The organism is Alteromonas sp. MMG017 (assembly GCF_018100795.1).
Taxonomy (GTDB): domain Bacteria; phylum Pseudomonadota; class Gammaproteobacteria; order Enterobacterales; family Alteromonadaceae; genus Alteromonas.
Genome location: NZ_JAGJDY010000012.1, coordinates 111,988 through 136,564 on the forward strand (window position 1 = coordinate 111,988; position 24,577 = coordinate 136,564).

23 protein-coding genes and 1 pseudogene are annotated in these 24,577 nt (G+C 42.8%); 13 read left to right on the forward strand and 11 right to left on the reverse strand.

Going from position 1 to position 24,577, the window contains the following annotated elements; translation table 11 throughout:
• The first annotated feature begins 185 nt into the window (after positions 1-185).
• Positions 186-1,331, forward strand: a complete 1,146-nt coding sequence (locus J8L84_RS17420) for a hypothetical protein (RefSeq protein ID WP_211071805.1) — start codon at positions 186-188, stop codon at positions 1,329-1,331.
• Positions 1,332-1,519: 188 nt separating this feature from the next.
• Here the strand turns inward: J8L84_RS17420 and msrA are convergent, their stop codons facing one another.
• Positions 1,520-2,065: a peptide-methionine (S)-S-oxide reductase MsrA gene (gene msrA, locus J8L84_RS17425; RefSeq protein WP_211071806.1), complete on the reverse strand. Its 546-nt coding sequence runs from the start codon at positions 2,063-2,065 to the stop codon at positions 1,520-1,522.
• A 183-nt stretch (positions 2,066-2,248) separates the two neighbouring features.
• On the opposite strand from msrA, the pseudogene J8L84_RS17430 reads away from it, so the two are divergent.
• The 3 genes and pseudogenes from J8L84_RS17430 to J8L84_RS17440 all read left to right on the forward strand — a co-directional run.
• A pseudogene (locus J8L84_RS17430) lies at positions 2,249-2,641 on the forward strand (DUF393 domain-containing protein); the annotation flags it as partial.
• Between the two features lie 94 nt (positions 2,642-2,735).
• Entirely contained in the window at positions 2,736-3,545 is an 810-nt protein-coding gene (locus J8L84_RS17435) for an SDR family NAD(P)-dependent oxidoreductase (RefSeq protein ID WP_211071808.1), read from the forward strand.
• A gap of 207 nt (positions 3,546-3,752) precedes the next feature.
• Positions 3,753-5,174: a sodium-dependent transporter gene (locus tag J8L84_RS17440; RefSeq protein WP_211071809.1), complete on the forward strand. Its 1,422-nt coding sequence runs from the start codon at positions 3,753-3,755 to the stop codon at positions 5,172-5,174.
• Between the two features lie 203 nt (positions 5,175-5,377).
• Here J8L84_RS17440 and J8L84_RS17445 read toward each other — a convergent pair whose 3' ends face one another.
• Complete coding sequence (locus J8L84_RS17445; RefSeq protein ID WP_211071810.1) at positions 5,378-6,208, reverse strand: NAD-dependent epimerase/dehydratase family protein; 831 nt, start codon at positions 6,206-6,208, stop codon at positions 5,378-5,380.
• A 237-nt stretch (positions 6,209-6,445) separates the two neighbouring features.
• Positions 6,446-7,246, reverse strand: coding sequence for a DUF2884 family protein (locus J8L84_RS17450; protein WP_211071811.1), 801 nt, complete (start codon positions 7,244-7,246; stop codon positions 6,446-6,448).
• A 347-nt stretch (positions 7,247-7,593) separates the two neighbouring features.
• Between J8L84_RS17450 and J8L84_RS17455 the strand changes: the two genes are divergently transcribed.
• A complete protein-coding gene (locus tag J8L84_RS17455; protein WP_013782633.1) occupies positions 7,594-7,785 on the forward strand; it encodes a hypothetical protein in 192 nt (63 codons plus the stop codon).
• Between the two features lie 81 nt (positions 7,786-7,866).
• On the opposite strand, the gene J8L84_RS17460 is transcribed toward J8L84_RS17455, so the two are convergent.
• From J8L84_RS17460 to J8L84_RS17470, 3 genes are read right to left on the reverse strand one after another with little or no spacing between them, the layout of a single operon-like run.
• Complete coding sequence (locus J8L84_RS17460; RefSeq protein WP_211071812.1) at positions 7,867-9,153, reverse strand: mechanosensitive ion channel domain-containing protein; 1,287 nt, start codon at positions 9,151-9,153, stop codon at positions 7,867-7,869.
• A gap of 2 nt (positions 9,154-9,155) precedes the next feature.
• Positions 9,156-10,049: an acyltransferase gene (locus J8L84_RS17465; RefSeq protein ID WP_211071813.1), complete on the reverse strand. Its 894-nt coding sequence runs from the start codon at positions 10,047-10,049 to the stop codon at positions 9,156-9,158.
• Positions 10,046-10,960: an acyltransferase gene (locus J8L84_RS17470; protein ID WP_211071814.1), complete on the reverse strand. Its 915-nt coding sequence runs from the start codon at positions 10,958-10,960 to the stop codon at positions 10,046-10,048. Before J8L84_RS17470 ends, J8L84_RS17465 begins: the two co-directional genes overlap by 4 nt.
• Positions 10,961-11,084: 124 nt before the next feature.
• Here J8L84_RS17470 and fghA point away from each other — a divergent pair, with 124 nt between their 5' ends.
• Positions 11,085-11,927, forward strand: coding sequence for an S-formylglutathione hydrolase (gene fghA / locus J8L84_RS17475; RefSeq protein WP_211071815.1), 843 nt, complete (start codon positions 11,085-11,087; stop codon positions 11,925-11,927).
• A 75-nt stretch (positions 11,928-12,002) separates the two neighbouring features.
• On the opposite strand, the gene J8L84_RS17480 is transcribed toward fghA, so the two are convergent.
• From J8L84_RS17480 to J8L84_RS17495, 4 genes are read right to left on the reverse strand one after another with little or no spacing between them, the layout of a single operon-like run.
• On the reverse strand, positions 12,003-14,108 hold the full coding sequence (locus J8L84_RS17480; protein ID WP_211071816.1) for an EAL domain-containing protein: 2,106 nt from the start codon (positions 14,106-14,108) through the stop codon (positions 12,003-12,005).
• A 9-nt stretch (positions 14,109-14,117) separates the two neighbouring features.
• Positions 14,118-14,603, reverse strand: coding sequence for a Rab family GTPase (locus J8L84_RS17485; protein WP_211071817.1), 486 nt, complete (start codon positions 14,601-14,603; stop codon positions 14,118-14,120).
• The gene (locus J8L84_RS17490; protein WP_211071818.1) at positions 14,600-16,372 is read right to left on the reverse strand and encodes an OmpA family protein; all 1,773 of its coding nucleotides are present in this window, start codon (positions 16,370-16,372) and stop codon (positions 14,600-14,602) included. Before J8L84_RS17490 ends, J8L84_RS17485 begins: the two co-directional genes overlap by 4 nt.
• Positions 16,373-16,378: 6 nt before the next feature.
• Positions 16,379-16,915 (reverse strand): hypothetical protein, encoded by a 537-nt coding sequence (locus J8L84_RS17495; RefSeq protein ID WP_211071819.1) that lies wholly within the window; start codon positions 16,913-16,915, stop codon positions 16,379-16,381.
• 321 nt (positions 16,916-17,236) lie between these two features.
• On the opposite strand from J8L84_RS17495, the gene dusA reads away from it, so the two are divergent.
• The 7 genes from dusA to J8L84_RS17530 all read left to right on the forward strand — a co-directional run bounded on the left by dusA (position 17,237) and on the right by J8L84_RS17530 (position 22,366).
• Positions 17,237-18,289, forward strand: coding sequence for a tRNA dihydrouridine(20/20a) synthase DusA (gene dusA / locus J8L84_RS17500; RefSeq protein WP_211071820.1), 1,053 nt, complete (start codon positions 17,237-17,239; stop codon positions 18,287-18,289).
• Between the two features lie 228 nt (positions 18,290-18,517).
• Positions 18,518-18,799, forward strand: a complete 282-nt coding sequence (locus tag J8L84_RS17505) for a hypothetical protein (RefSeq protein WP_211071821.1) — start codon at positions 18,518-18,520, stop codon at positions 18,797-18,799.
• Positions 18,800-19,152: 353 nt separating this feature from the next.
• Complete coding sequence (pspA, locus tag J8L84_RS17510; RefSeq protein ID WP_063457797.1) at positions 19,153-19,824, forward strand: phage shock protein PspA; 672 nt, start codon at positions 19,153-19,155, stop codon at positions 19,822-19,824.
• Positions 19,825-19,912: 88 nt separating this feature from the next.
• A complete protein-coding gene (locus J8L84_RS17515; RefSeq protein ID WP_211071822.1) occupies positions 19,913-20,113 on the forward strand; it encodes a PspC domain-containing protein in 201 nt (66 codons plus the stop codon).
• Entirely contained in the window at positions 20,113-20,457 is a 345-nt protein-coding gene (locus tag J8L84_RS17520; RefSeq protein ID WP_211071823.1) for a hypothetical protein, read from the forward strand. Before J8L84_RS17515 ends, J8L84_RS17520 begins: the two co-directional genes overlap by 1 nt.
• A 157-nt stretch (positions 20,458-20,614) precedes the next feature.
• Entirely contained in the window at positions 20,615-21,607 is a 993-nt protein-coding gene (locus J8L84_RS17525; protein WP_211071824.1) for a DUF2333 family protein, read from the forward strand.
• 3 nt (positions 21,608-21,610) lie between these two features.
• Positions 21,611-22,366, forward strand: coding sequence for a TIGR04219 family outer membrane beta-barrel protein (locus tag J8L84_RS17530; protein WP_211071825.1), 756 nt, complete (start codon positions 21,611-21,613; stop codon positions 22,364-22,366).
• Between the two features lie 77 nt (positions 22,367-22,443).
• On the opposite strand, the gene J8L84_RS17535 is transcribed toward J8L84_RS17530, so the two are convergent.
• Positions 22,444-24,501, reverse strand: a complete 2,058-nt coding sequence (locus tag J8L84_RS17535; RefSeq protein WP_211071826.1) for a TonB-dependent receptor — start codon at positions 24,499-24,501, stop codon at positions 22,444-22,446.
• Between the last annotated feature and the right edge of the window lie 76 nt (positions 24,502-24,577).

The following is a 24,577-nucleotide window of genomic DNA, read 5'->3' on the forward strand; positions in this document are numbered from 1 at the left end:
GTGATATCGTAAATGGTGATATCGTAAATTTGACCGGCAGTAGAATTATAGGCCCTGATCCCGTTTGCGGGCTGATTTGTTGCCAGCAGTTTACTGATAGCGGTTTGTTGATAATAAGTTAGCGCTTACGGTTTATGCCAGGCGTGCGCTAAATGGGCATCTTAATGTTGAAGGAAGTGAATACCATGTTGAAAAATTGGCCGGTTGCCGCGTGTATTGTCGTAGCGTTAAGTAGTGTTATGGCAGGCTGTAGCGAGAACAAAGATGCCGCATTTAGCGAAGACGCAGCTAGCGCCACAACTAGCTCGGTTTTAACCTCTGTTGGGCGTTGGATATCCACTGATACTAGCGATGTAATGCAAGACCCTCAAACCTCAGGACTCATTGAAATTGATGGCCAGCTAGTCACCATTGCAGATGGGAGTGCCGCGTTCGAGCAGCAAAGAAAACTGCATTTTCTTAATAAAGATACGGCAACACTGACTAACTCAAGTAATGCATTTAAACTTGCCACAAGAGTGCGCCGAAGTTGTTTTAGTGACTATTTAACCAATGCACCAGATTTAGAAGCGCTAGCAAGCGACCCAAGTAACCCGAATGTGATTTATACCGTAACTGAAGATGCCACCCGCACGGGGACTCTCTCTACCCGCTGCGAAAAGAAATATCAAAACACGGGCTCAACCGATTATCCCACCTTGTTGGTTCGATTAGAGCGGGATGAGAAAGATAGCGTCACCATGACCCATGTTCGTCCTTTGCAATTTCCTACCGAATTTGAAGTGGGTAACTTTCCCAACGACGGTATTGAGGGCATGGCCATGGCAGAAGATGGCACCTTGTACTTAGGTCTTGAGAAAGACAAAGCGGGGCAGCCGCGTATTTTCTCGCTAAACATAACCGATGATTTTTGGCAAAGTGCGGACTTCGCTGTGGTAGATGAATCTGATTTATCGGTTCCTATTTTTGATGCGGGTAGCCACCCTATTAATGGCTTAGCTCTTTATAATGCTGAGGGCGGTAATAACTTTTTACTGGCCGCGGCCCGAAACGATAACGAGGTCTGGGTTATTGATGTTGCTGGTAAGGTTGAAACAAAACGTATCTCTATGCAGTTTAATGTGAGTGCGGATAATGAGTGTGGCGAATATGTAATGGATAACGCCTCAATTGAAGGACTGGTAGTAGTAGAAGATACCTTGTGGCTAATAAACGATCCGTGGAAAGTAAACTACTTGAAGAACATCAAATGTGACGCAGAGACACCACGTTACGAAGCCATGGCACCTTTATTGTTCTCAGTACCTTTAAATGACGCATGGTTTCAGTAGTGCTATGCGTCAGTAGCACTAAGCTTCAGTAGCAAAAAACTCCAAAAATACTGAGTTGCAATAGCGCTGTGCTTCAATGCACGGGCTATCAATAGAAATAAAAAATGCGGTTACAGATTTTAATCTGTAACCGCATTTTTGTTTGGCCGTTCAACGCGAGTAAGCCAAGCTAATTCTATTGTGGCTGCTTATGCCTGCGTGCGTAAACGTGAAGCAAATGTCTTTTTAAACTTCGCTAGTTTAGGTGCAACTACCATTGAACAGTATTGGTTTTGTGGATTATTTTTAAAGTAATCCTGATGGTAGTCTTCAGCCTGATGGTAGTTATCAATGGGCACAACTTCGGTGACAACCGGATTAGGCCAAATCTCCTCAGACGTAATCTCTGCAATAATAGCTTCGGCAGCGTCTTTTTGCGCATCGTTGTGATAGAAAACCGCACTGCGATATTGGGTGCCCACATCATTGCCTTGACGGTTCAATTGAGTAGGATCGTGTAGCGCAAAGAATATCTCTAATATTTCTCGATAACTGATGTTATCTGCATCATAAGTCACTTGAACCACTTCAGCGTGACCAGTACCGCCACCACAAACCGATTCATAGGTTGGTGAGGCATCTTCGCCGCCTGCATAGCCAGATACTGCCTTTTCAACACCTTCAACCGTATTAAATGCTGACTCTATACACCAAAAACACCCGCCTGCTAGGGTGGCTACTTGTAAATTTGCCATTGTGTTACCTCAGAAAAAACTTATGACATCAGTGTGGGTGTGAGCGCGGGTAAACTCAAGTCATCCAAGTGCATTTTTTTAGCGTATAAAAGCATAATAAATAAAAAGCCCAAAATACGAACAGCTTAAAACATAGAAAGTACAAAAACATAGAAAGCTACCGCCAAGTCAGAGGTGACTACATTGATAATTTTTTACGATGGCTACTGCCCCTTGTGTAAAACAGAAATGCGCCATTTACGAAAACGGGATAAAGACGGCGCATTAACCCTTGTAGATATTCAAACACCAGAGTTTGCCGCTCAATACCCTGAGTTAGATTGGCATGCGCTGAATGCCAGAATTCACGGGTTATTACCCGATGGCACGCTTATTACTGGGCTAGATGTAACCCACCAAGCGTGGAAAGCCGTGGGTGTGGGGTGGCTATATGCCCCTTTGCGCTGGCCTGTTATTCGAATTGTTGCCGATTGGTGTTACCTCAAATTCGCTAAGCATCGCTATACCATTTCGTATTTACTGACCGGTAAAAAACGTACCTGTGACCGATGTGTGCCTGGCGACGTTCAACAAGAATCACCCAGTGATGCAAATGCTGCGCATACTAAAAGCACAGCTGGGGCGAAAAATAATGCGAGTATCGAAAGCACAAAAGGCACAGGTGGCGACAATGACTGATAATCCCAAAGCCGAGCAAAATACTGCTGAGCAAAACGCTAGTACGGTGTCTCTTGTCATTGGGGCGTCGGGCGGGATAGGTAAGGCTCTGGTTCAATTATTGGCAAGCGCTGACGCCGGTGAAGGCGAGAACCCTAAAAAGGTTATAGCGCTTAGCCGCAGTGGTTATAAAGACCCTACGTGGCCAGATAATGTGATGGCAATTAGCTTGCCTGAACACAATGAAGCCAGTATAGCGGCGTTTGTTAAACACCTTAAAGCTCAAGGTACACGAGTGAAGTTAGCGATTGTCGCTACCGGCGTACTTCATAACGACCCCTTGGGGCTTCGGCCAGAAAAACGGCTTGAAGATATTAGTGAAGAAGCGCTAGCAACTTACTTTGCAGTCAATAGTACGATGCCCGCTTTATGGATGAAGTACTTGGTGTCTGTAATGGTGAAAGAAAGCCCGTCTATTGTTTGTATTAGTGCGCGGGTGGGCAGTATTTCTGATAACAAACTCGGGGGCTGGTATGGATATCGAGCTTCAAAAGCCGCGCTTAATATGTTGGTAAAAACAGCCGCGGTAGAGTACACACGGCGTTTAAAAGAGCCACTCTTAATGTGCTATCACCCAGGCACTGTCGATACAGGGTTATCAGCACCGTTTCAGAAAAACGTAAAAGCAAAAAAGCTGTTTACGCCTGAATTTACGGCTAATCAACTGCTTACTCATTTGTCAAAATTGAGTGAATCTCGCCATCTAAACGGCAACGAAAGCTGCCACTTCATTGACTGGGACGGTAAAGTGGTAACTTGGTGATACGCCAATTGCCGCTTTCTGTAAGCCCAATATCAAGACTTTTTATTACACTGCTGTTACCATGCATTTCAGGGAATGGTGCAGTGTTTTGACTCGCTTAAAAAAGGCGAGCAATACGACGTAGTCGACGCCATTAGCACGATGAAATAATCATAAGTTATCGCCATCCCAGAAAACATAAAAATAAACTCAACAAGAGGAAGGGATATGAGCGGGGCCAGAGAACAGTTCGGATCGCGCATAGGTTTTATTCTAGCAGCGGCAGGATCGGCAGTAGGTATTGGTAACCTTGTTGGTTTTCCTGTGGGCGCAGCAAAAAATGGCGGTGGTGCATTCTTGTTAATGTACGCCATTTTTGTATTCGCTATTTGCTTACCTGTGATGTTAGCGGAAATGTCAGTGGGGCGTCATGCCAAAAAAGATCCATTAGGCGCATACAGTGCAATCAGTGGTAATTCTGGAAAGTGGAAAATCGCTGGCTGGTTAGCCATTGCTACGCCATTTATGATTGCCGTGTTCTACATGGTGATCACGGTGTGGATTTTCGGTTATCTATTTGAAACTGTCAGCGGTAATTTAGACATCTTAGCTAACCCAGATACCTTTGGGCTATTTATCAATTCATCGTCTATTTTTGCTTATATGGCTGTGGTTGTCGGTGTGGTTTATCTTATTCTGCAAGGTGGTGTTAAAGAGGGTATTGAGAAAGCCGCTAAGCTGCTAATGCCAGCCCTTTTTGTCATGCTAATTGGCCTTGTCGTATTTGTGCTTACTCGCGAAAACGCGATGGCAGGTGTGAAGTTTTATATTATTCCAGACTTCTCAAAGCTCACCGCAACTGTGGTTAATGGTGCGCTTGCACAAGCCTTTTTCTCCCTATCGCTAGGTATGGGGATATTGATTACCTACGGCAGTTATATCGACAAAAGAGCAGATGTACCTACGTCGGCAAAGTTAGTAGCCATAACCGATACCGCAGTGGCCTTCACGGCCGGCTTGATGATTCTACCGGCGATATTCTCATTCAACCCTGATATTAACCCTGATGAACTTAGTGAGTCATCGGTGAGCATGATCTTCACTTATTTACCTAACATATTTTTAGCGCTGCAAAGCTCTATTGGCTATGTTGGGGCATCTATCGTGGCAAGCCTGTTCTTCCTATTAGTGTTCTTTGCCGCAATTACGTCTTTAGTGTCTATCTTTGAAGTGCCAGTAGCGGCGTTAATGGACGAGAAGGGCGTAAGCAGAAAGTGGGCGTTAGCATCACTTGGCAGCGTAATGCTTGTGCTAGCGATATTGTGTACTTTGTCTTTTGGCAAAGTGGAAGCACTTACTCAGTTTGCCAGCTACGCGGGTGTCGATAAGTCGCTTTTCGACGTTATTATTGACGTATTTTACGAGACCATTTTGCCATTAAACGGCTTCTTGATTTGTATCTTCGTTATCTATCGTTGGAAGAGTGCAAACTTCAATGCATCCCTTGAAGAGGGAAGTTCAGGCTATCGCGGCGGATGGTTTGAAAAGTATGTTGATGTATCGCTTAAGACCTTTATCCCTGCCATCTTATTGGTTATTTTCATCAATACCGTGGCGGTTAAATACTTCGGCGTTAGCCTGTTTGGCTAGTCGTTATTCTCGGCTAATAGCTGTTCTCAGTTAGTCGTTAAACTAGGCTAATTGACGTAAAACGTATATCAATAATAAGGCGCTCAAATGTGAGCGCCTTATCTATTTATAACCCCCGCACCTTCTTTGCAAGCATGCATATTTCTTTGTAAGCCTGAACGTTCTTTATAAAACTAGTGTTTCTTTCACAACGTGCAATATGACTAAACCATGTCATCAGGGTTAGCATAGTCAGGGACTATTCCCAGTAAATCCCAACTCGCTTTTGCATCAATCACTTTGCCCGTAGGTGGTAATTCTGACTCACTAAACGTGGGTGCAGGTATCCCTTTTTTGTTTGCAGCTTGGGTATAGTATTCGCCTCTTTTCGGGTGCTGTAAGCTACATAAGTGATATAAGTTTGTGCTGTCAGCCTTGCTACTCGCGGAAAAAATAAGTGTCTTTAACGCGGCAACCACATCATGAATATGCACTAAGTTAATTCTTTTATTGCCTGCATTCAGGCTTCTGCCACTTAACGACTTCACAGGGTGACGATCTGGCCCTGTTAACCCCGCAAGGCGAACTATCTTAACGTCTGCCTTGGCATTCGTTTTTAAATCTAATAGGTGCTGTTCTATCGCGACATGGGCTTTTGCCGATGCGGTCTCAGGCTGGGTGCTGGCGTGCTCATTTAACTCTTCATTCCTAATGTCGCCGTATACCGAGGTGGTGCTGATAAAGATTATACGGGCTACGTTGGCCGCCACTGCCTTATCAATAAGGGCAAGCATGCTATTGGTAAAACCATCTAACTGGGTATTACGACGACCAGGTGGAATGTTTAGCACCAGTGTTGCGTCGCTAAGTTCATTACACAGCGCGGAGGTGTCGTTCCCCAGACTAAATACCAAACCTTGAATGTGTGTATTGCTAATTTGCTGCGCCTTTTCTTCGCTTCGCGTGGTGGCAATAATGGAGTGGGTAGCTGACATGGCTTCGCCTAGGTAGCGACCAAGCCAACCGTAACCGCATATAACGAGCTTATTATTCATAACGTCTTCTTAGATGAAAATGGGGCGTGAAAGTAAAGTATCAAAAATACGCGGTAAGGCGCAAAACGGATTGATTCAGGGGGCCAAAGCGAGGGCCCATAATTGATAAGGGTGAAAAGCGATTACAATGACATAAGTTAAAAAACAAAAACGCTAGCTGGAAAGCTAGCGTTGTAAGGCTATTAAACGTAATTGGAATGCAGTGGAGGGGGAGTCACTACACCAATAAAAACACACTTACATTTTCATTTCGCCACTGCGCATATCGATTAAGTCTAAGCCTCCTAACCCAGGAATGCTGGCTTGCATCTTGTTTTCTGCATAATTAGCTTCTTGCAATACCTCACACAGGGCATCGCCTTTTTCTTCAAGTGCTGCGGCTTGAGTTTCAACACGGTGTTCAATAGATTCACCAAAGCGTTCCATTTTTGCCTCGAACTCTTCCATGTCGCCACCGTTCCATAGCATTTGCGTACCAACAGCAATCAGAATGCGGCCAATTGATTCACTAACTAGCGACTCGAACTGCGCTTCAAATTCGTCTTCCCAGCTTTCGTCGAAAAAGCCTGGTTCGTCAAATTTAGTCGTATCCACTTTGATATTGCCGTTGTCGTCGTAAAAAGACGTTGCTAACTTTTCGTTAAGCGAAGTGAACATGGTATCGAAGTCTTCAGTAAGCTCATTATCGCCGCCAAGCAGTTCACCGAATACTTCAGAAACGGCAACACTCGCAATCTCTAACCCTTCACTTGCGATATTAAGGGTCATGGGGATGGCAGTATCGATACGGTCGTAATAGGTATTTACCCATTGTTGTTGCTCGTTGTTCAGCGTAACACTTTCGCCGTTAATGACTAAATGGTAAGTGTCATCAATCGACATGGTAGAACCATTTTGCATGTCGACAGTAATGAGGCCCTGGTGGTATTTAAGGTGGCCATCCAATTCGATGTCGCAGCTAGTCTCAAAAGCAAACGCTGGCACGCTAAGTAAAGAAGTAGTTACTAAGGCGAGTGGAAGAAATTGTTTGATTTTCATTTTTTGAAATCCTATTAACCATGATGCTGTCTGGAAGACTGTCTAGCGTGATGAGCTCACGCGGTTTTTATAACCTGTTATAACAACCCCAGTTGTAACCTCAGTGTTGCAACCTCAGTGCCATTTTAATAAATTATCATCATTTCAATGACTTAAGGTTTTGTGGGTAAGCTGTGGGATTCGCTATTTACCAAAAATTAGTAATTAGCTTAACTATTTGGCATTTTTGACTAAGATCAAAGAGGTAAGAAAAAGAGCGCATTACTCGTATTTAATGCTTTTTGAGGCATGTTCATCTAGATTGATTTCATGCATAATAACGCCAGAAAAATTAAAGGGTTTAGAGAATGACTGATTGGATTAACGCAATTGTATTTGGTGTTGCGCTAATTGCCTTCACTCTGGGGCTTAGCAGCATCGTAATGGGTTTCATGACAGCTGAAACTGGCGCAAAAGGCATGCAAGAAAAAATCGAGTATGGTTTCTTTGGTGTGTCTGGGTTAGTGGTTTGCTTGCTAATGGGTTATGCATTGGCTTAAGAAATGATTTCCATAAAAAAACCGGCTTAGGCCGGTTTTTTTATGTCTAGCGTTTAAATTTCGTTGCTACACGCGCAAGCGCTAGTCTTGTTCACTCTGGCTTATGTCCATAGCACTGGATAAGTAACCTAAGTGACCGTCACGCTGATAAGCAATTAGGTCAAACAATGATAGCATGGCCATCACATGGTCAAATATATCCGCTTGAACCTTTTCGTACTTCACCCAATCTTTTTCAATACTAAAACAATATAGCTCTAGTGGCAGTCCAATCTCATTCGGGGGAAGCTGGCGTACCATCAAGGTCATTTCTTGGTTCACACTGGGGTGTTTTCGCAAATAAGACTCTAAATACGCTCTGAATGTACCTATGTTAGTTAATTTGCGGCTATTCAATAAATCAGACTCATCAATAGAATAGTCTCTGTGGTAAGCACGCAGTTCATTAGTCTTCTTCTCGATATACTCGCTGATATAACGAATTTTAGAGAAACGTTCTAGCATTTCGTTGTCACATAATTTTATAGAATGAACATCGATATACACAGAGCGCTTTATTCTGCGGCCACCAGATTCTTGCATGCCTCGCCAGTTTTTAACTGCCTCGGTAGTCAAATTATAGGTTGGCAGCGTTGAAATGGTTTTATCCCAATTTTGTACTTTTACGTTGGTTAAACCTATCTCTTTAATTTCACCGTCTACTTCGTATTTCTGCATGGTGATCCAATCACCAGTATTAAACATGCGGTTAGCAGCAATTTGAATACCTGCCACAAAGCCTAATATGGTATCGCGGAAAATTAATAGCAGCACCGCGGCAATGGCAGTTAGCCCTGATACCAGCAGAAGCGGGCTTTTATCAACAATTAACGAGATGCTAAACAGTATGGTAAGAATGGCAAAGCCAAGCTTAGTGACTTGAATAAAACCCGTGATAGGCGCACGTTTAGATAACGCAGACGCGTTGTAAACATCTTCCACCGTACTTAAAATGGCATAAATACCCAGCAGCCCACTGTACAGCATGTACAACAAAGCACTTTTTATTAATAAGCCATACAACACAGAGGCTTCTTCAATAAGCACTGGGGTAGCAAGGAATATAAACAGGGCAGGGAATAAATGCATAAGACGGCGGAAGAAGCCGTGCTCCTGTAATGCGTTATCCCAAATGTTAGTAGTTTTTGATACCCACCTTGCTATTTCAGGGCGAACAATCAATCTTGCAAAGACATAAATAACAATTGCTATCGTTAAAATGGTGCCCAACGCTAGCGCATTGTATAGCGGGTCGTGCATGGTAAGTGATGGAAAAAAATCCTTCACTAAATGCATGAAGTTATCGCGTACAGTCGAACTTACTTCCACAATTACGACTCCAAAAGACGTTTAATACGGCTATCTTTATTTTTCCACATGGCATTAAGCCAACCTTGAAAAGTGGTGCGAAACTCAGGTTCACTCAATGTGGAGTGTTGCTGAAGTGCAGGCACTGGCATCACATTAACATCGATTATGATTTTGGTCATGGTGCCACTTAGCATAGCCATCATCGGGTGGCGCTTATTCTCTGGGTACAACAATGAAATATCGAGCACATTAGTAAACAACTCACCCATAGCTGCCAAAGTAAAAGACACGCCACCCGCTTTAGGCGGCAGTAAGGTTTCATAAGGACTTCGCTTTTGATGATGTTTTTGAGTGGTAAATCGCGTGCCTTCAACAAAGTTAATAACAGTGGTGGGCACCGTACGAAACTTTTCACAAGATGCTCTTGTCGTTTCTAAATCTTTGCCTTTTTTCTCGGGGTACTTTTCCAAATAGGCCTTAGTGTATCTGTGCATAAACGGCATATCTAACGCCCAAGCCCCTAACCCTACAAAAGGAAGCCAAATTAATTCCTTTTTAAGGAAGAATTTAGGTGCTGGTATGCGGTGAGTAGCAAATTCAATAAGCAACACAATATCAAGGTAGCTAAGATGGTTGGCGATAATTAAATACCATCTGTCTTTTGATAATTCACCATGCACTGCACACTCAATGTTTACACTATTAAACAGGCGAATGAGTAATACACTAACGCGGCCGAAACTAAACAAGCAAGCGTGCATCACGCTATTCCACGCCTCGGTAATTTTACCTGATGGGAGTATTAGTTTAACCACGCCGAACAAGATGATCAGTCCTCCCCACAGCGCCAAGTTAGCTATTTGAAGCGCGGTGTGAATCACGAAAGTTACAGGGGAAAACAAGGTACGGATCATAGTGGCTTCTGAGTTGCGTTAATCGATTCTAATTGGTCGTTTTTATCTTGCCAGCGGCTATTTAACCAACGCTGAAATTGGCTTCTAACTTTCGGGTCGTCAAAGTAATTATCATTAAAGTAGCCATTTTCGGTAATATCCTTAATGGGAGTGACTTTAATACTCACACGAATTTCACGTACTTTGCCGCTGACGAAATCCCAAAATGAGGGAACGCCACCAGGGTAATCAATCGTTACGTCAATTAGCTTGTGTAATTGTGAGCCCATAGCAGAAAGTACAAAGGCCACGCCGCCGGCTTTAGGCTTAAGCAGGTGGCTAAACGGAGAGTTCTGTCGATCATGTTTTTCTTGGGTAAAACGAGTGCCTTCCACAAAATTCATGATACTTACCGGCTTGGTTTGAAACTTTTCACATGCTTTACGGGTAGTTTCCATATCCTTCCCTTTTAAATGCGGGTTCTTTGCTAAGAAAGATTTTGAGTATCGACGCATAAAGGGAAAATCGAGAGCCCACCAGGCTAGGCCTAAAATAGGTACGTAAATCAGCTCTTTTTTAAGGAAAAACTTTAGAAATGGGATTTTTCGGTTGAATACGCGTTGTAAAACTAAGATGTCGACCCAAGATTGATGGTTGGCAATCACTAAGTACCAGTCATCGCGGGTAAGTTGATCAAGGCCGGTCACGTCCCATTTTGTTCTACTACTTACTCGCTGATTAAGATTATTAATCGTAATCCATGCGGTTGCGCAAGCGTCCAAAATGTACGATATAAATCGTCTCCATGGCGCAAGCGGAATAAGTTTGAAAAAAGACAAAATAATGATGGGCGTTGCCCATAAAACCGTATTTAAAAAATAAAAAATTACTGAAATGGTGCCAACCAGATGATGCATTAGGCTTCTTATCATCGTACTTACCTCAAAAATTAGGCACTTAGTGTAAACGAACTTGATTTAAAATCCGATAGACCCTTTACTGTTTGCTACAGCAAAGTGGTTATTTTTCTAAATTTATTAGTGTACAGGAGCCATTATGGAGCTTATTAGTGAAAATCGAGCGTTTGGCGGTAGGCATTTACGCTACAGTCACGATGCAAAGAGCACCAAATGCAGTATGACATTTGCAATCTATCTACCACCGTTTGCCTCCGCTGAAAAGCCAGTGCCGGTTTTATATTGGCTGTCAGGGCTTACCTGTAACGACCAAAACTTTATGCAAAAAGCGGGAGCGATGAAGTTAGCCGCAGAGCTTGGAATGGCAATTGTTGCGCCAGATACAAGCCCTCGGGGTGAAGGTGTTCCTGATGACGAAAACGGTGCTTATGATTTTGGGCTAGGTGCTGGTTTTTATGTTGATGCAACACAAGCACCATGGAAAGAGCACTATCAGATGTATAGCTATGTCACTGAAGAGCTGCCTAGCGTTGTAGAGGAACACTTCCCTGTGACAAAAGAGCGTGCAATTAGCGGTCATTCAATGGGCGGTCATGGCGCGCTTGTCGCTGGTTTACGTAATCCGAATCGTTATGTCTCTGTTTCTGCGTTTAGCCCAGTGGCGAACCCTTCTGATTGTCCATGGGGTCAAAAAGCATTGGGCCAGTATTTAGGTGATGATAAATCAGCATGGGATGAATACGATGCTGCAAAGATTATTGCGAGTAAAAATCATACCATTCCATTATTAGTTGAGCAGGGTAATAGTGATGAGTTTTTGTCAGAACAATTAAAACCACTAGCGCTCGTGCAAGCGGCTCAGCAAACAGATACGCAATTAACGCTGAATATGCATGAAGGCTACGATCATAGTTACTTCTTTATAGCGTCGTTTATTGAAGATCACTTAGAATTTCACGCTGGGCATTTAGGCCTAATTTAAGCGCCAGCGTCCCGTATAAGTGCGTTAGTTAGCTGCGTGGCTAAGCGTTATATCGCAGCTCTCTAATGCAGTTTTCTAGCGCAGCTTTTCTACGAAGTCCCCAATCGACATTGGTTTGTCAAAGTAGTAACCCTGGGCATAAGTACATGCGTTATCTACCAAAAATGCTTGTTGATCTTGCGTCTCAACACCCTCTGCAATAATGCTAATATTTAAATTTTTGGCCAAGCCTAAAATAGCTTGAATAATAGCTTGATCGTCGGTGTTCGCTTCTAAATCGCTCACAAAAGAACGGTCTATCTTTAGTTCATCAATAGGAAGCTTTTTAAGGTAAACCAAAGAGCTGAAACCGGTTCCAAAATCATCAATTGATATGGTAATACCCATAGCTCTAAGTTCGTTCAGCAGCACAGACACTGTATCCAAACTGTCAATAAACACACTCTCGGTGAGCTCTATCGATAAATGCCTTGGGTCAATAGCGCGGCGCTTCAATGATGACTGTATTTGGTGAAGCAGCACAAGGTCGGTGACCTGTCGGCCAGAGATATTAATCGCTAGGCGAATGTCTAAATTAGCTTCAGTAAGCTTATCAATAGCATTACACGCTTCTTCTACTAACCATTCACCAAATGGGAATATCAGTTCAGTACGTTCAGCTATCGGAATAAAAACATCCGGTGGAATGTAGCTTCCGTCTTCTGTTTTCCAGCGCGCTAATGCTTCGCACTTAACAATTTTACCGGTTTCCAAATCAACGATAGGTTGTAAGAAAAGCGCTAATTGATTGTTTTCAATGGCGGTGCGAAGTTTGCTTTCCAACTCAGACATACTCTGATGCTGGCGTTGCAGCATTTCACTGTATTCAAGAATAACGTTTTTACCTTGAAACTTCGCAATCTGGAGGGCGATATCCGCATGACGCAATAATATATTCCCTTGATCCCCGTGTTGGGGATAACTCGCAATGCCAATGTTGATCCCAAGGTTCGATTCAGCGCCATGAAGCGAGGTATAGGTAGTCACCAGCTTCTTCTTCATATCCTGCGCATAATCTAATGAGTTAACGCCACTGAAAGTATCGGTGCGTTTTACAATGGAAAACTCGTTGCTCCCTATTCTGGCGATAAACCCACTATTGCCAACAAAACCTTGCAATCTTGATGCAAAAGACTTGAGTATTTCATCACCTGAATGGTAACCAAGTTTTTCGTTAATCTTCTTAAACTCTCGTATATCTATAATAAATAGAGCAAATTTAACGTCTTCTTGAACCAACTTCTGAACATAGCTATTGAAAAAATTACGGTTGGCAATTTTAGTCAACGAGTCCATGCCCGTAGCAGAGAGTACGCTTTCTTCTTTATTTCGAATGTGACTGATATCGGTAAGAAGATATACCCAATGGGTGAGTTCATTATCGTGAATAACAGGATGAATGGTGACCTGTAACCATACTTCATAATTTTGCGTGGGTTGCCAATAGAGCTCACCTTGCCATGCTGAACGCTTTTCGATGAGCGTTGGGAGGAAAGTGTCTGGCACGCTCACGTCTTCAAGTAAATGTTCAAGCCTATTGGCACTGTCATTGGAACGGCTGCAAGAAAGGAGTTGCCTAGCGGACTTATTATCTAACACCGTTTCACGGTCTTTATCTAAAATAACCACCCCAGTTTCTAAGTGGTGGATAGCTTGTTTTATGGGGGGAACCAGCTTTTCGTAATTTTTGTTTTTAAGCAGTGTTTTATCTAGACGTTGACGGATGTATTCATGCTGACCAACAATTTCGTGATGGCTTAAAAGGAGCTCTCTGGCAGCTTGTAGTGTTTTTTGTTTTTCTTCGTATTGGGTTTCTACATTCTTTATAACTAAGAAGTGTTCGCCTTTGCCACTATTAATAGCAAGCGCTTCTAGATGGATCGATTCATTCTCTGTCTCTTCAGTCCAAAACCCTGAGGATAGCGTGAAAACGGTGTCGTTTTGCCAAATATCATTGGCATCTGTCATAAAGTCGTCTAGAAAAATGGAGGAGAAATTGTCTGGATTAACCTTGTTATCATCATCTAGGGTGGCAATCTTATGTAGCCACGAAACATCAGGCGTGAGGCATTGAAGGCTCGTTGTGCTTTTAAAGATAACGCAGTCTGTTATTCCTAGCGCATTAAGAAGGTGTATATCCATACGTAGCTCCTACCAAAACGCAATTGTACTAAAGAGGTTTTCGACATTCTCTCCGGTCTTTGCACTGGTTTTTGTTAGTGATTCAAACTTTTTTGCATAGGAATCAAGTTCTTCTTCACTCCAGTGCCAGCTTGAAGGCAGGTCGGTTTTATTGACCACGAAAAAAGCCGGAATATCTGGGTAATGCTCCTTTGCCATCTCGAGTATTTCAATACCTTCTAAAAGTGATTGAGAACGAGTCTGATCAACGACAATGATATATGCACTAGCACCACGCAAGTAGCGAGGGTTGAACCCACAGTATCTGTCGATACCTTCTAGGTCCCACAGCAATAACTGAACGCCGCGGCCCTCTTTATTGACTTGTTTTTTATCTATTTTTACACCGATTGTCGTTTTATATTTTTCAGAGAAAATACTTTCGACAAACTGTTTAACCAAGCTCGTCTTCCCAACACCGGTAGGGCCTAAGATGCATACCTTTTTTTGAATCACTGTGTATTTACCTCTGATGTTTTCGACTCAGATAGCAAAACATTTATAAATACAGTTCGTCCCATTGAACCCTCACTTAAAGATAACTGGCCAAGCCCTATTGGAAAAAGAATGCTAGGGTCAACCTTCATGGGTATCAGCGCTTCTTTCACGTTGTTAGCTCTTAATTTGCTTAAGGCAAGATTGCGTGTAGAACTACCTGAATTATCACTTGCGCCCAAAATAAAGACTGCAACTGACAGATTAAGCTGCTTCGCAAGTACCTGCAACTGCTGCAACTCTTGGCCTAATCGTTCTAGTACTTCCAATTGCTCAGAATCTAGGTTCTCTTGTGCAATTGCAAACGCTAAATGTGTTGAAGAAATTCTCGCGACAAGGTCGTTTATAACCGCAGTGTTAAGTTCTTCTGTATTAGCACGCACCCCATCGACAATATCAATACCAGACAGGTCAGGTTTCAACTGAGAAATACCGGGTATTGCACGAAGTTCCCTTGTGAATGTGCGTAATGCATCAATCGTCATCTCGCCGCTCAGAAACAATGCATCATTTTCATCATAAATGGCTGTCAGTTCGTTGTTCGTTGTTGCTACTAAGGATAAAACTTTATCGATAACGACATTTTTCTGTAGCGACACAAAGGGTTCTTCGAGAATAATCACTTTGTTGGTGTTAATGTCTTGGCTTTCTAACCATGTAATAGATGATTGCATATGAGGATCGCGCAGCAAGCGCACTTGCACCTTACCATCTTTTACGGCGGTATCAGTAAGCACAATACCAGCTGGAGGAGGTAAATCTCTTATCGTGCTTTGTAGTATCGATAAATCTATTCGTAAAAATGCAAGATAAGCTAAAAGCAGTAGTACGATGGCGATAACAACACCACCGAACAGCCTTTTTTTCTTACCCTTTGCTTCATCTTTCTTTGCGCTAATTAAACAGTCGTTCAACAAGGTTTCGCAACCCGCAAAAGGCGCACTGTCGCCCTGATACTCTTGTAATGGAACCTGGTAAAACTGATGGAATTCTTCTAGTGCTTGTTGTAGTCGGCTTCTAATATCCGGAGGAACACTGCCAACAACCGCGGCAACCAAGATGGCCTGCGGACCTATTTTTATAAGCAGAGTGAAATCACCGGTTTTAATTTCACCTAATTCGTTTTCGGCCTCATTCTCTTGCGACTGAAATGCATCAGCAACAAAATCATTAATGGCAACCAGCATTGAAGAAATAAGATCGGCATCTTTGCTGCGTTCAGGATCAGAAGAAATAGTATGTAGCAGCGTACCGGTTTCTCGGTGAATGACAAAAAGCTGTTGAACTTGGTATTGATAGACTTGAGAAGCAACGTAATCAGAATACCTAATACCAGATTGCCACGCTTTAAAACGCCACGATACGCTTTTAGGGCTAAGACTGTTTTCGATAAGTGCGTTGGTTCTTTCAACGAAATCGACTAAAAATGACGATACTGCTTTACGAACCAAGGTGCCAACAAGAGGGTATAGTGTACCTACGATTTTATCGCTATTTGCTTCAATAGAGCGATGCAGCGACTTCTCGACCAAGGGCACCAGCACTTTATTAACCGAGCCATCTTTGTTTTCTCTGTCATGCAATGCTTCAGAAATAATACCGCCTACCACTTCTTTGGCATCGCGTTTTAATATTTCTTGAACATATTTTTCGTCTCGGCCAAGTATTAATGCTCTGATTTGATGCAGAGAATTATCTTTTGACTCAGGAGAAAGCCCTTTGTCGTCCATTTATGGCTACTGGTCAGTTGCTAAGTTCGAAGCCATAGTGGAAAGCAGGTTAGCCAGCGTTTTTCTATCAGTTTTTGTTTCTGATAGTTCACTTGTCACCTGCTGCAGACGCTCAAGTAGTTCTTGATGACGTTTACTAAATACCCTTTCCAAAGAATCTAGTTCTTTAACCACGTGTGCTTCTAAGGCATCGTTATCATTTTTGGCAGAGGTTTCAGCTATTTCAAGTTCTGATTGCAATTTATCTGTCGTGGCTTGAAGCTGATTTTGAACATTGCTGTTTGAGCTATTCGCCCCTTCAAGTCGATGTGATAAATCTTGAACCTGGTTATCGATGAGTTTTCTAATGTCGTTGAACTGAACTTCTAACTGATTATTTAATGTGGCGAAGTTGTCATTTATGCGAGATTCCAAGCTGGCTAAATCTGCCTTGAATGCTCGATTAGTTTGACCAAAAAGTATTTCTCTTAACTGAGTGAGCTCGTCACCCGCTTGTGTAACATCGGGTTTGGCTTCCACGTTTTTAGACGGTTTATTTGCCATGCAAAAAATCTCCCTTAGGCATAAACATAACTGCGTTCACATCAAACCTCTGAAATGGGCGTATCAAATAAACCCATTAAATTGAAAAATAGGATGTTTATTATTCTTTTTCCTACCATAGCGCGTAAAGGCGAGATTGGAAATAACACATTAGTTCTAAATGTGTTATTTACTTTCACACCAAAGCGCGTCGCTAATATGAGCGAACAGCTTTAACCTTTACACTTACAGTAGTAAAATAAGGCCATTCAGCGAAGTGTTTATAGACTTAAGTATTAGTCTTAAAAACAAGGAAACGCTACTTATCTATTTAATTTTGAGGTGACTTTTTTGTCTATCGCTCCGCTAAATCGCAAATTCTCCATCGCTCCAATGCTGGATTGGACCGATCGTCATTGCCGTTATTTTCTTCGGCTGCTCTCTAAGCATTCTTTGCTTTATACCGAAATGGTCACCACAGGTGCGATTATTTATGGGAAAGGCGACTACCTTGGGTTTAATCAAGAAGAGCATCCTGTAGCCTTGCAACTAGGTGGCAGTAACCCAGACCACATGGCGAAATGTGCGGTACTTGCTCAAGAACGCGGCTACGATGAAGTGAATATTAACGTGGGTTGCCCATCTGATAGGGTGAAAAATGGCAGTTTTGGTGCTTGCTTGATGGCGCAGCCAGAAATTGTGGCTGATAACGTTAGGGCTATGCAAGCGGTAGTGGACATTCCGGTTACGGTGAAATGCCGAATTGGTATTGACGATATGGATGAATATGAAGACTTCGCGCGGTTTGTAGATATTGTTGCCGACGCTGGTTGCGATACTTTTATTGTTCACGCGCGCAAAGCTTGGCTGCAAGGGTTGAGCCCAAAAGAGAACAGAGATATTCCGCCGCTGAATTACCCTAGAGTCCATATGCTAAAAGAGGCTCACCCAGGACTTTCTATTAGTATTAATGGCGGTGTTAAAACACTGGCCGATACTCAAGAGCAGTTGAAATATGTTGATGGCGTAATGATGGGCAGGGAAGTGTATGCCAACCCTTATATTCTGGCCAATGTAGATGCTGAGATTTTTGGTGATGAATCAGTTCAACCTATTAGTCGCCGTGATGTAGTACTTAAAATGCAGCAATACATAGAAGCGTGTATTGCGCGCCAAGATGACCCTTATTTCAAGCCTTGGCACGTTGCTAGGCATATGCTTGGCTTATATCAAGGACAAGCTGGCGGCCGAATTTGGCGTCGCTATTTAAGTCAAAATGGTACAGGAAAATCGCCAGATCCGGATTTGTTAATGAATGCACTGCACGCAGTGGAGTCAGCACAGCAAGAAATCAATGACTACAACGCGCAAAAAGCGGCGAATAATATTTCTTAAATCAATAATAAGGCGCCAAGTGGTCAAATACACTAAACCAGTTAACGAATTTGACTAAACCTTGGCGTTGTTCGAAATTTGCTCGAAATGTTGTGAGCGCAATGCTTTATGCTATTTTCTTTAATTTCAATTGTTTAAATGTAATTTTCCTAGGTGGCACGAGTTTAGCTATCTATTAATCAAAGCAATAGCGAAGGGCTGTTGCAGTGATTACCATCAAGGGAAATTATGAAAACTTCACTTTTAGCAGCATCAATCGTTTCTATCACTTTATTTAGCGCTGGCGCAAATGCGCAAGAATCAATCCTTCAGTCAATATTGACGAATATGGTTGATCACGCCGTGAGTATCACTACCAACGAAGTAAAAGCAAATGTGTACCAAACGGTGGCAAATACGGCATATCACTTTGAATTAGAAGGTGAAGTTACAATGGGTAAAGTACAAGTTACCGATATTGCATCAACATCATCTGCGGATACTGAAGAAGTATCTCCACGTGCCGAGTAAGCTATCAGCGGCTCAACCTTATTTATGAAAAGCGACCTAATTAGGTCGTTTTTTTTTGCCTTAATTTTTTAAAACGTAACGCTGATTTTGTCACTGGTTAAATTGACGAATAGTGAGTGGTTAAATTTGCTAAAAAGTTGGTTTATAGGAAAGTGGCGGAGCACCAATTATTTTTATTTTTTAGTTTTAATCAGTAAAAACAGTGCCTTACTGATTTGGCATGCCAATTGTAATGTATTTAATAAGCAAAGAGATGTAAGCGACAAGATTGGCGTCAGCATAGTTAATCGCCAACCGTAGCATGGCCACTGCCTAGTCTACGTTATTAATCACACTGAAACGGAGCAATAACAATGGGTATGTTTTCAAGAATAAATGACATCGTGCAATCAAACTTAAACGCCATGCTAGATAAGGCTGAAGATCCAGAAAAAATCATTCGCCTTATTATCCAAGAAATGGAAGAGACCTTGGTTGAAGTGCGCACTGATGCAGCACGTTACCTAGCCGACCAGAAAACCTTAGCTCGCCATATGGCATCAGCAGAAAAGGATATCAACGGTTGGCAGGATAAAGCACAGCTTGCCATGAATAACGACAAAGAAGGTTTGGCTAAGGCCGCGTTGGTTGAAAAGCAGAAGTATGTTGCCAAGCTAAGCCAATTAGAGCAGCAGCAGGTACAGCTGGCTGAAATTATCGAAAAGATCCAAGTTGATACTGGGCGTTTAAATAGCAAGCTAAATGAAGCGAAGCAAAAGCAAAAGTCGCTTGTTAGCCGCAAACAAACGTTAGAAACGCGCCTTAAAGTAAAAAGCGTGGATAACAGCAACAAAATCGATGATGCCATGATGCGTTTTGAGCATTACGAGCAGCGCATCGACACACTCGAAGCGCAGGTTGATGCTTACGACCTAACGAAGGATAGCGGCAGCGCTACCTCTTTAGCCGCTGAGTTCGACGCCCTAGAAGCAGATGAAACGATAGAGAATGAACTCGCTGCGCTTAAGAAAAAAAAGGTAGCGTAAATATCGCGTAGAGCGTGGGGTAGGTCATTACCTGCGCGCTCTTACCGTACAACCCTAAGCAATCTGAAATGAATTTGAGGAAATGAAAATGAAAATGCCATCACAAAAACGTATTTATAGAGATTTAGACAGCGCGGTTATTTCAGGTGTTTGCGCAGGCGTTGCACGGCACTTAGAGGTAGATCCAATTTGGGTTCGCGTAGGTGCAGCGGCAGGCCTTATCTGTATGCCAGCTATCGCCGTTATCGGTTATTTTGCAGCTGTCATGTTACTACCAAGGGCTTTGTAATGAAAAATTTTCTTATCGCCATTGTATTGGCAGTGATCTTGGTCAATTGTTTAGGAAGTGTTGTTGACGACTGGTTTGATATGCATATCGTGATGTCAGACGAATTACTTAGTCCTTGGGAAAACCTTGCTGCGCTATCTGTTATTGGTGTTCTGTTAGCGGTAGTGGGTTTTGTAGTGGCAGTGAGTGTTCTTGGCACACTGTTGTTGGTTGCTGGCGCAGTATTCTTCGCACTACTCGCTGCAGGTATAGGTGCTTTCTGGCCAATCGTCATTCTTGCTATACTTATCTATGCATTTAAGGACAAATCTAAGCGCGATCAACACCTAAATCGCCCTGTATGATGATTATAAGTTTATTTAAGTTGTGTTATTAGACCGTTAAATGGTGATATAACTGCAACCGTCATAAAGGTTTAGTCATTCTCGCGTATTTATAATTAGTTATACATTGCCGGTTAAGTCCGGCTTTGTGTCATTTGAAAGGAAGGTTGGCATTGATATGAGAAAATCAATTAGCACAAAACGAGTAGCCCTTGTCATTGCAGTGTTGTTTCTAATTTTTTGGTTAATAGGCCTGTATTGGAGCATGGCACCAGACGCCTACGACGTTAAAAATCGGGTCGCGCAACAAGCACAAAATATAAATCCAGAAGACGTGGCCGGCTATACGCTTACTGCAACCATGATTGATGTCTCTGAAACCTTATTAGATAAGCCTGGTGGTTACCTGTCGAACGATGTGATGCCGCCGGGTGTTTTCTTAGACAATATGCCTTCTTTTGAATTTGGCGCGCTGGAAATGATTCGTGACCTTGCGCTTTCTATGCGTAAAGACTTTAGCCGTTCACAATCTCAATCGTTAGAAAACCCTTATCTCACTAAAGCGCATCCTAAATTTAACATGGATCATAAAAGCTGGATGTTTCCGTCGTCTGAGTCCAGTTACCGAGACGGCATTGCGCTTCTTAAGCTTTATCGCGATCAGCTTGCGAACCCGCAAAACTCTGACAGCCAATTTTATACCCGTGCTGATAATTTACGTGAGTGGTTAAAACAAGTTGAAAAGCGTTTAGGCAGCTATTCTCAGCGTTTAAGTGCCAGTGTTGGTTCTGCAAGAATTAATACAGATTTAGCCGGCGATTCGAAAGCGAAGCAGTCTACGTCGGTAGCGCAGCAGCGCACCGTTAAAACCAGTTGGTTCAAGTTAGACAATAATTTTCATGAAGCGCGCGGAGCGACGTGGGCGCTACTGCATTTTCTTAAAGCGGTTGAAGTTGAATTCTACGATGTATTAGAAGATAAAAACGCATTGGTTAGCTTACAGCAGATTATTCGAGAGCTTGAAGCAACTCAGCAGTCTGTGTTCAGTCCTGTTATTCTAAATGGCAGTGGCTTTGGTATGCTGGCTAACCATTCTTTAGTGATGGCGAACTATATTTCTCGCGCTAACGCTGCTTTAATTGAACTTTCAGAACTTCTCAGTCAAGGATAACAAATGAAAAAGTGTCTATTGGCAACCTTAGTAGGTTGTGCTCTTTTCTCCGCATCTTCACATGCAGACACAATTGCAGGGGTGTACGCAGGTGCACAAGTTTGGCAAACCGATACCAGTGGTGGGTTTGCAGACAATTCATCTACCGCCGACTTTAATTTCGAAGATGAAACAAACACGGCACTTTATGTCGCGTTCGAGCATCCATTACCGTTTGTGCCTAACGTTAAGATAGGACATACCACCTTAGATAACTCTGGCACCACTACGCTGAATACTAACTTCACTTTCGACGGTGATTTGTATACTGCAGAGAGCCAGATAGATACTATCGTTGAGTTAGATGCTACAGACATTATTTTGTATTACGAGCTGTTCGATAACGACTTAATTAGTTTCGATGTGGGCTTGAATGCTAAATATATCGATGGCGCGTTCTCAGTTTACGATACCGCTAGCGACACGCAGGGCTCGGGCGATTTCTCTGGTGTGATACCCATGGTGTATTCGAAAGTACAAGTTGGCTTGCCGTTTACGGGCTTAGCGGCGTATGCAGAAGGTAGCTATTTGTCATTTGACGATCACGAACTTAGTGATTACCAAGTGGCTGTGACCTACTCATTTATAGAAAGTCTTGCGGTTGATATGACCCTTCAGGTTGGTTATCGCAAAGTGACTGTGGATATTGAAGATCTTGATGATATCTATGCAGACATGGAATTTGATGGTGCGTTTGCAGGGTTAGAAGTCCACTTCTAATTAGTGCTAACTTTATCTGGTAAATAAAAAAACCGACGCATGTCGGTTTTTTGTTTTTTGATATAGGCACTGCTGGGTTAGTGGCCGAATTTAACTCTTATCCCTGCGTTGGCAATGAAGCCGTCGTTGCGAGACCATATATCAGTTGTCCACTGTCCGCTGGCAGCTCGACTAGGTAAAAGCAGCGGGTGTTCGTCAGTTTGGCGCACGTTTAAGAGGTTTTCTAAGTTAATGAAGTAACTGATGCGTCCAAGCGTAATTTCTCCCATTAAACCTAAATGCCAGTAAGGTTTGGTTTCATTAATATAGGGGTTGTCATTCAAACGCTGTACGCCGGTGTAATAGGCTTCGAAACCGGTTCTAAAACTGCCATGTTGTTCCCACATGGCAACAAAGCCTGCAGAGTGACGAGGTGTAAGTGCAATTTCTTGTCTGCCATCACTTGTCTGAGATACTTCACTTGCATCAACGTATAGGTAGCTTGCAGTTAGCTTTATGTCATGCCAGTAATAACGTACTAGAAACTCAGAACCCCTAATTTTACTTTCACCCTCAGCGTTCACCAACCTAACTCGGTCTAGCTCACTTGTTCCGTTGCTTGAAAAAGCCTCGAGCTCTGTAACATTATCAACGTTTGAGCCAAACAAGGTTAAGCTGGTTTCAACGTTGCCTAACGTGTAAGTGACATCAAGAGAAGCGGTTTCTGCCTTTTCTTCTTCTAAATCGTCAATACTGGCTAAGCGAGATAATCCCGCTGCTTCTATTTCTTCAACGAAGGGCGTTGGGGCGAAGTAACCCTGTCCATATGAGCCTCTCACCGTGATGTCGCCTGGACGGTAAAGCAAGGACACTCGTGGACTAAACTGAGTACCAAACTCGTTATGATCATCTACACGGGCACTCAATGAACTGGTGAGTATGTCGGAAAGTTCGTAGTCAAATTGAGTGAAAATTCCAGGTACTTTGTAATCATAATCAAACTCTGGATAGGTGTGTGAAGTGAAGGCTTCTGACTGATAGGCAAGACCAACCACCCAATCACTTTTATCCGTGTAACCAGATAAACTGGTTTCGGCTAAATAGCTTTCATGTTCATCGTCGTCAAAATCGTTACCATAAACATGCTCATGATCTTGCAACATGGCCGAGGCGCGAGCATTGAAGGTTAGGGTATTGAATAGCGGCTTTTTGAATACAAATCCACCATCGATTCGCTCAGAATCCTGCGTTTGTGCGAACGCTTCTCCATTGGCTACGGTTGCACCTAATACTGTGCCGCCTTCACGCTGCTCTGTCATGAAGCCAGTAGTGACATAAAGGGTTTCACCGTCTTCCCCTTCCCAAAAAAGACGAGGGCGAGCGGTGTAGCGTTCATAACCAGCCAAATCAATCCAGCCGTCGCCATCGATATCTTGCTCGTGCTGGTAGTGTGCACCCGCGGTGAGAGACGCTTTTATAGAATCGTTTATCGGTGTTTCAAAATAGGTAGTGAGATCTTGACCGTCTCGCGTAGTGGCATTAAGCAGGGTTTCGCCACTAAATTCATCGCCAGGTTGACGTGATACTAAATTAATAACGCCGCCAAGCGCTGAGCCACCATAAAGAGAAGACGCTGAGCCTTTGATAATTTCGATTCGGCCTAAATCAGTTGGCGGTATTTGAAGCAATCCGATAGAAGCAGCTTGGTTACCGTATAAAGGCAGGCCGTCGGCTAATAACTGGGTATACCGACCATACAAACCTTGCAGTCTAATATTAGCACTACCTAACGCTGGAGAGGTGGTTTGCATTCTTACGCCGCCTGTTTCCGCAACCAGCATCGAGATGTTTCCTGGTCGCATAGCCGCTTTTTCTTCAATTTCTTCGCGATTAATAAGTTCAACGCGAATAGGTTGTTCATCAGCTATACGGCCAGAACGAGACGCTTGAATCAGAATTTTTTCAACCTCGTCGTGATGGTCTTCATGAGCTTGATGTTCATCAATACTTTGCTTATTGTCTTCATCTTTATGCGCCTCTTGATTTAATTGAGATTCTGAATGCTCAAAAGAGTCAGCGTGACTAGATGAAATTGCGCTAAGAAAGAACAGAATGATAAACGAGGGGGTTGATCTAAAAAAAGAAAATTGAGACATAATGTAGCGGTTAAAGAATTTGTGTAATTACAACATATTTTAGCGTATTAGTCTTTATGGTTTGATTCTTAAACCT

What these genes read in the sequence shown, in the direction of transcription:
- J8L84_RS17505 (WP_211071821.1), top strand. Translation starts at nt 18,518, where the DNA reads ATGAAAACTTCACTTTTAGCAGCATCAATCGTTTCTATCACTTTATTT.
- msrA (WP_211071806.1), bottom strand. Translation starts at nt 2,065, where the DNA reads ATGGCAAATTTACAAGTAGCCACCCTAGCAGGCGGGTGTTTTTGGTGT.
- J8L84_RS17490 (WP_211071818.1), bottom strand. Translation starts at nt 16,372, where the DNA reads ATGGACGACAAAGGGCTTTCTCCTGAGTCAAAAGATAATTCTCTGCAT.
- J8L84_RS17525 (WP_211071824.1), top strand. Translation starts at nt 20,615, where the DNA reads ATGAGAAAATCAATTAGCACAAAACGAGTAGCCCTTGTCATTGCAGTG.
- J8L84_RS17480 (WP_211071816.1), bottom strand. Translation starts at nt 14,108, where the DNA reads ATGGATATACACCTTCTTAATGCGCTAGGAATAACAGACTGCGTTATC.
- J8L84_RS17450 (WP_211071811.1), bottom strand. Translation starts at nt 7,246, where the DNA reads ATGAAAATCAAACAATTTCTTCCACTCGCCTTAGTAACTACTTCTTTA.
- pspA (WP_063457797.1), top strand. Translation starts at nt 19,153, where the DNA reads ATGGGTATGTTTTCAAGAATAAATGACATCGTGCAATCAAACTTAAAC.
- J8L84_RS17455 (WP_013782633.1), top strand. Translation starts at nt 7,594, where the DNA reads ATGACTGATTGGATTAACGCAATTGTATTTGGTGTTGCGCTAATTGCC.
- fghA (WP_211071815.1), top strand. Translation starts at nt 11,085, where the DNA reads ATGGAGCTTATTAGTGAAAATCGAGCGTTTGGCGGTAGGCATTTACGC.
- J8L84_RS17435 (WP_211071808.1), top strand. Translation starts at nt 2,736, where the DNA reads ATGACTGATAATCCCAAAGCCGAGCAAAATACTGCTGAGCAAAACGCT.
- J8L84_RS17515 (WP_211071822.1), top strand. Translation starts at nt 19,913, where the DNA reads ATGAAAATGCCATCACAAAAACGTATTTATAGAGATTTAGACAGCGCG.
- J8L84_RS17535 (WP_211071826.1), bottom strand. Translation starts at nt 24,501, where the DNA reads ATGTCTCAATTTTCTTTTTTTAGATCAACCCCCTCGTTTATCATTCTG.
- J8L84_RS17470 (WP_211071814.1), bottom strand. Translation starts at nt 10,960, where the DNA reads ATGATAAGAAGCCTAATGCATCATCTGGTTGGCACCATTTCAGTAATT.
- J8L84_RS17445 (WP_211071810.1), bottom strand. Translation starts at nt 6,208, where the DNA reads ATGAATAATAAGCTCGTTATATGCGGTTACGGTTGGCTTGGTCGCTAC.
- J8L84_RS17440 (WP_211071809.1), top strand. Translation starts at nt 3,753, where the DNA reads ATGAGCGGGGCCAGAGAACAGTTCGGATCGCGCATAGGTTTTATTCTA.
- J8L84_RS17530 (WP_211071825.1), top strand. Translation starts at nt 21,611, where the DNA reads ATGAAAAAGTGTCTATTGGCAACCTTAGTAGGTTGTGCTCTTTTCTCC.
- J8L84_RS17465 (WP_211071813.1), bottom strand. Translation starts at nt 10,049, where the DNA reads ATGATCCGTACCTTGTTTTCCCCTGTAACTTTCGTGATTCACACCGCG.
- J8L84_RS17495 (WP_211071819.1), bottom strand. Translation starts at nt 16,915, where the DNA reads ATGGCAAATAAACCGTCTAAAAACGTGGAAGCCAAACCCGATGTTACA.
- J8L84_RS17420 (WP_211071805.1), top strand. Translation starts at nt 186, where the DNA reads ATGTTGAAAAATTGGCCGGTTGCCGCGTGTATTGTCGTAGCGTTAAGT.
- J8L84_RS17520 (WP_211071823.1), top strand. Translation starts at nt 20,113, where the DNA reads ATGAAAAATTTTCTTATCGCCATTGTATTGGCAGTGATCTTGGTCAAT.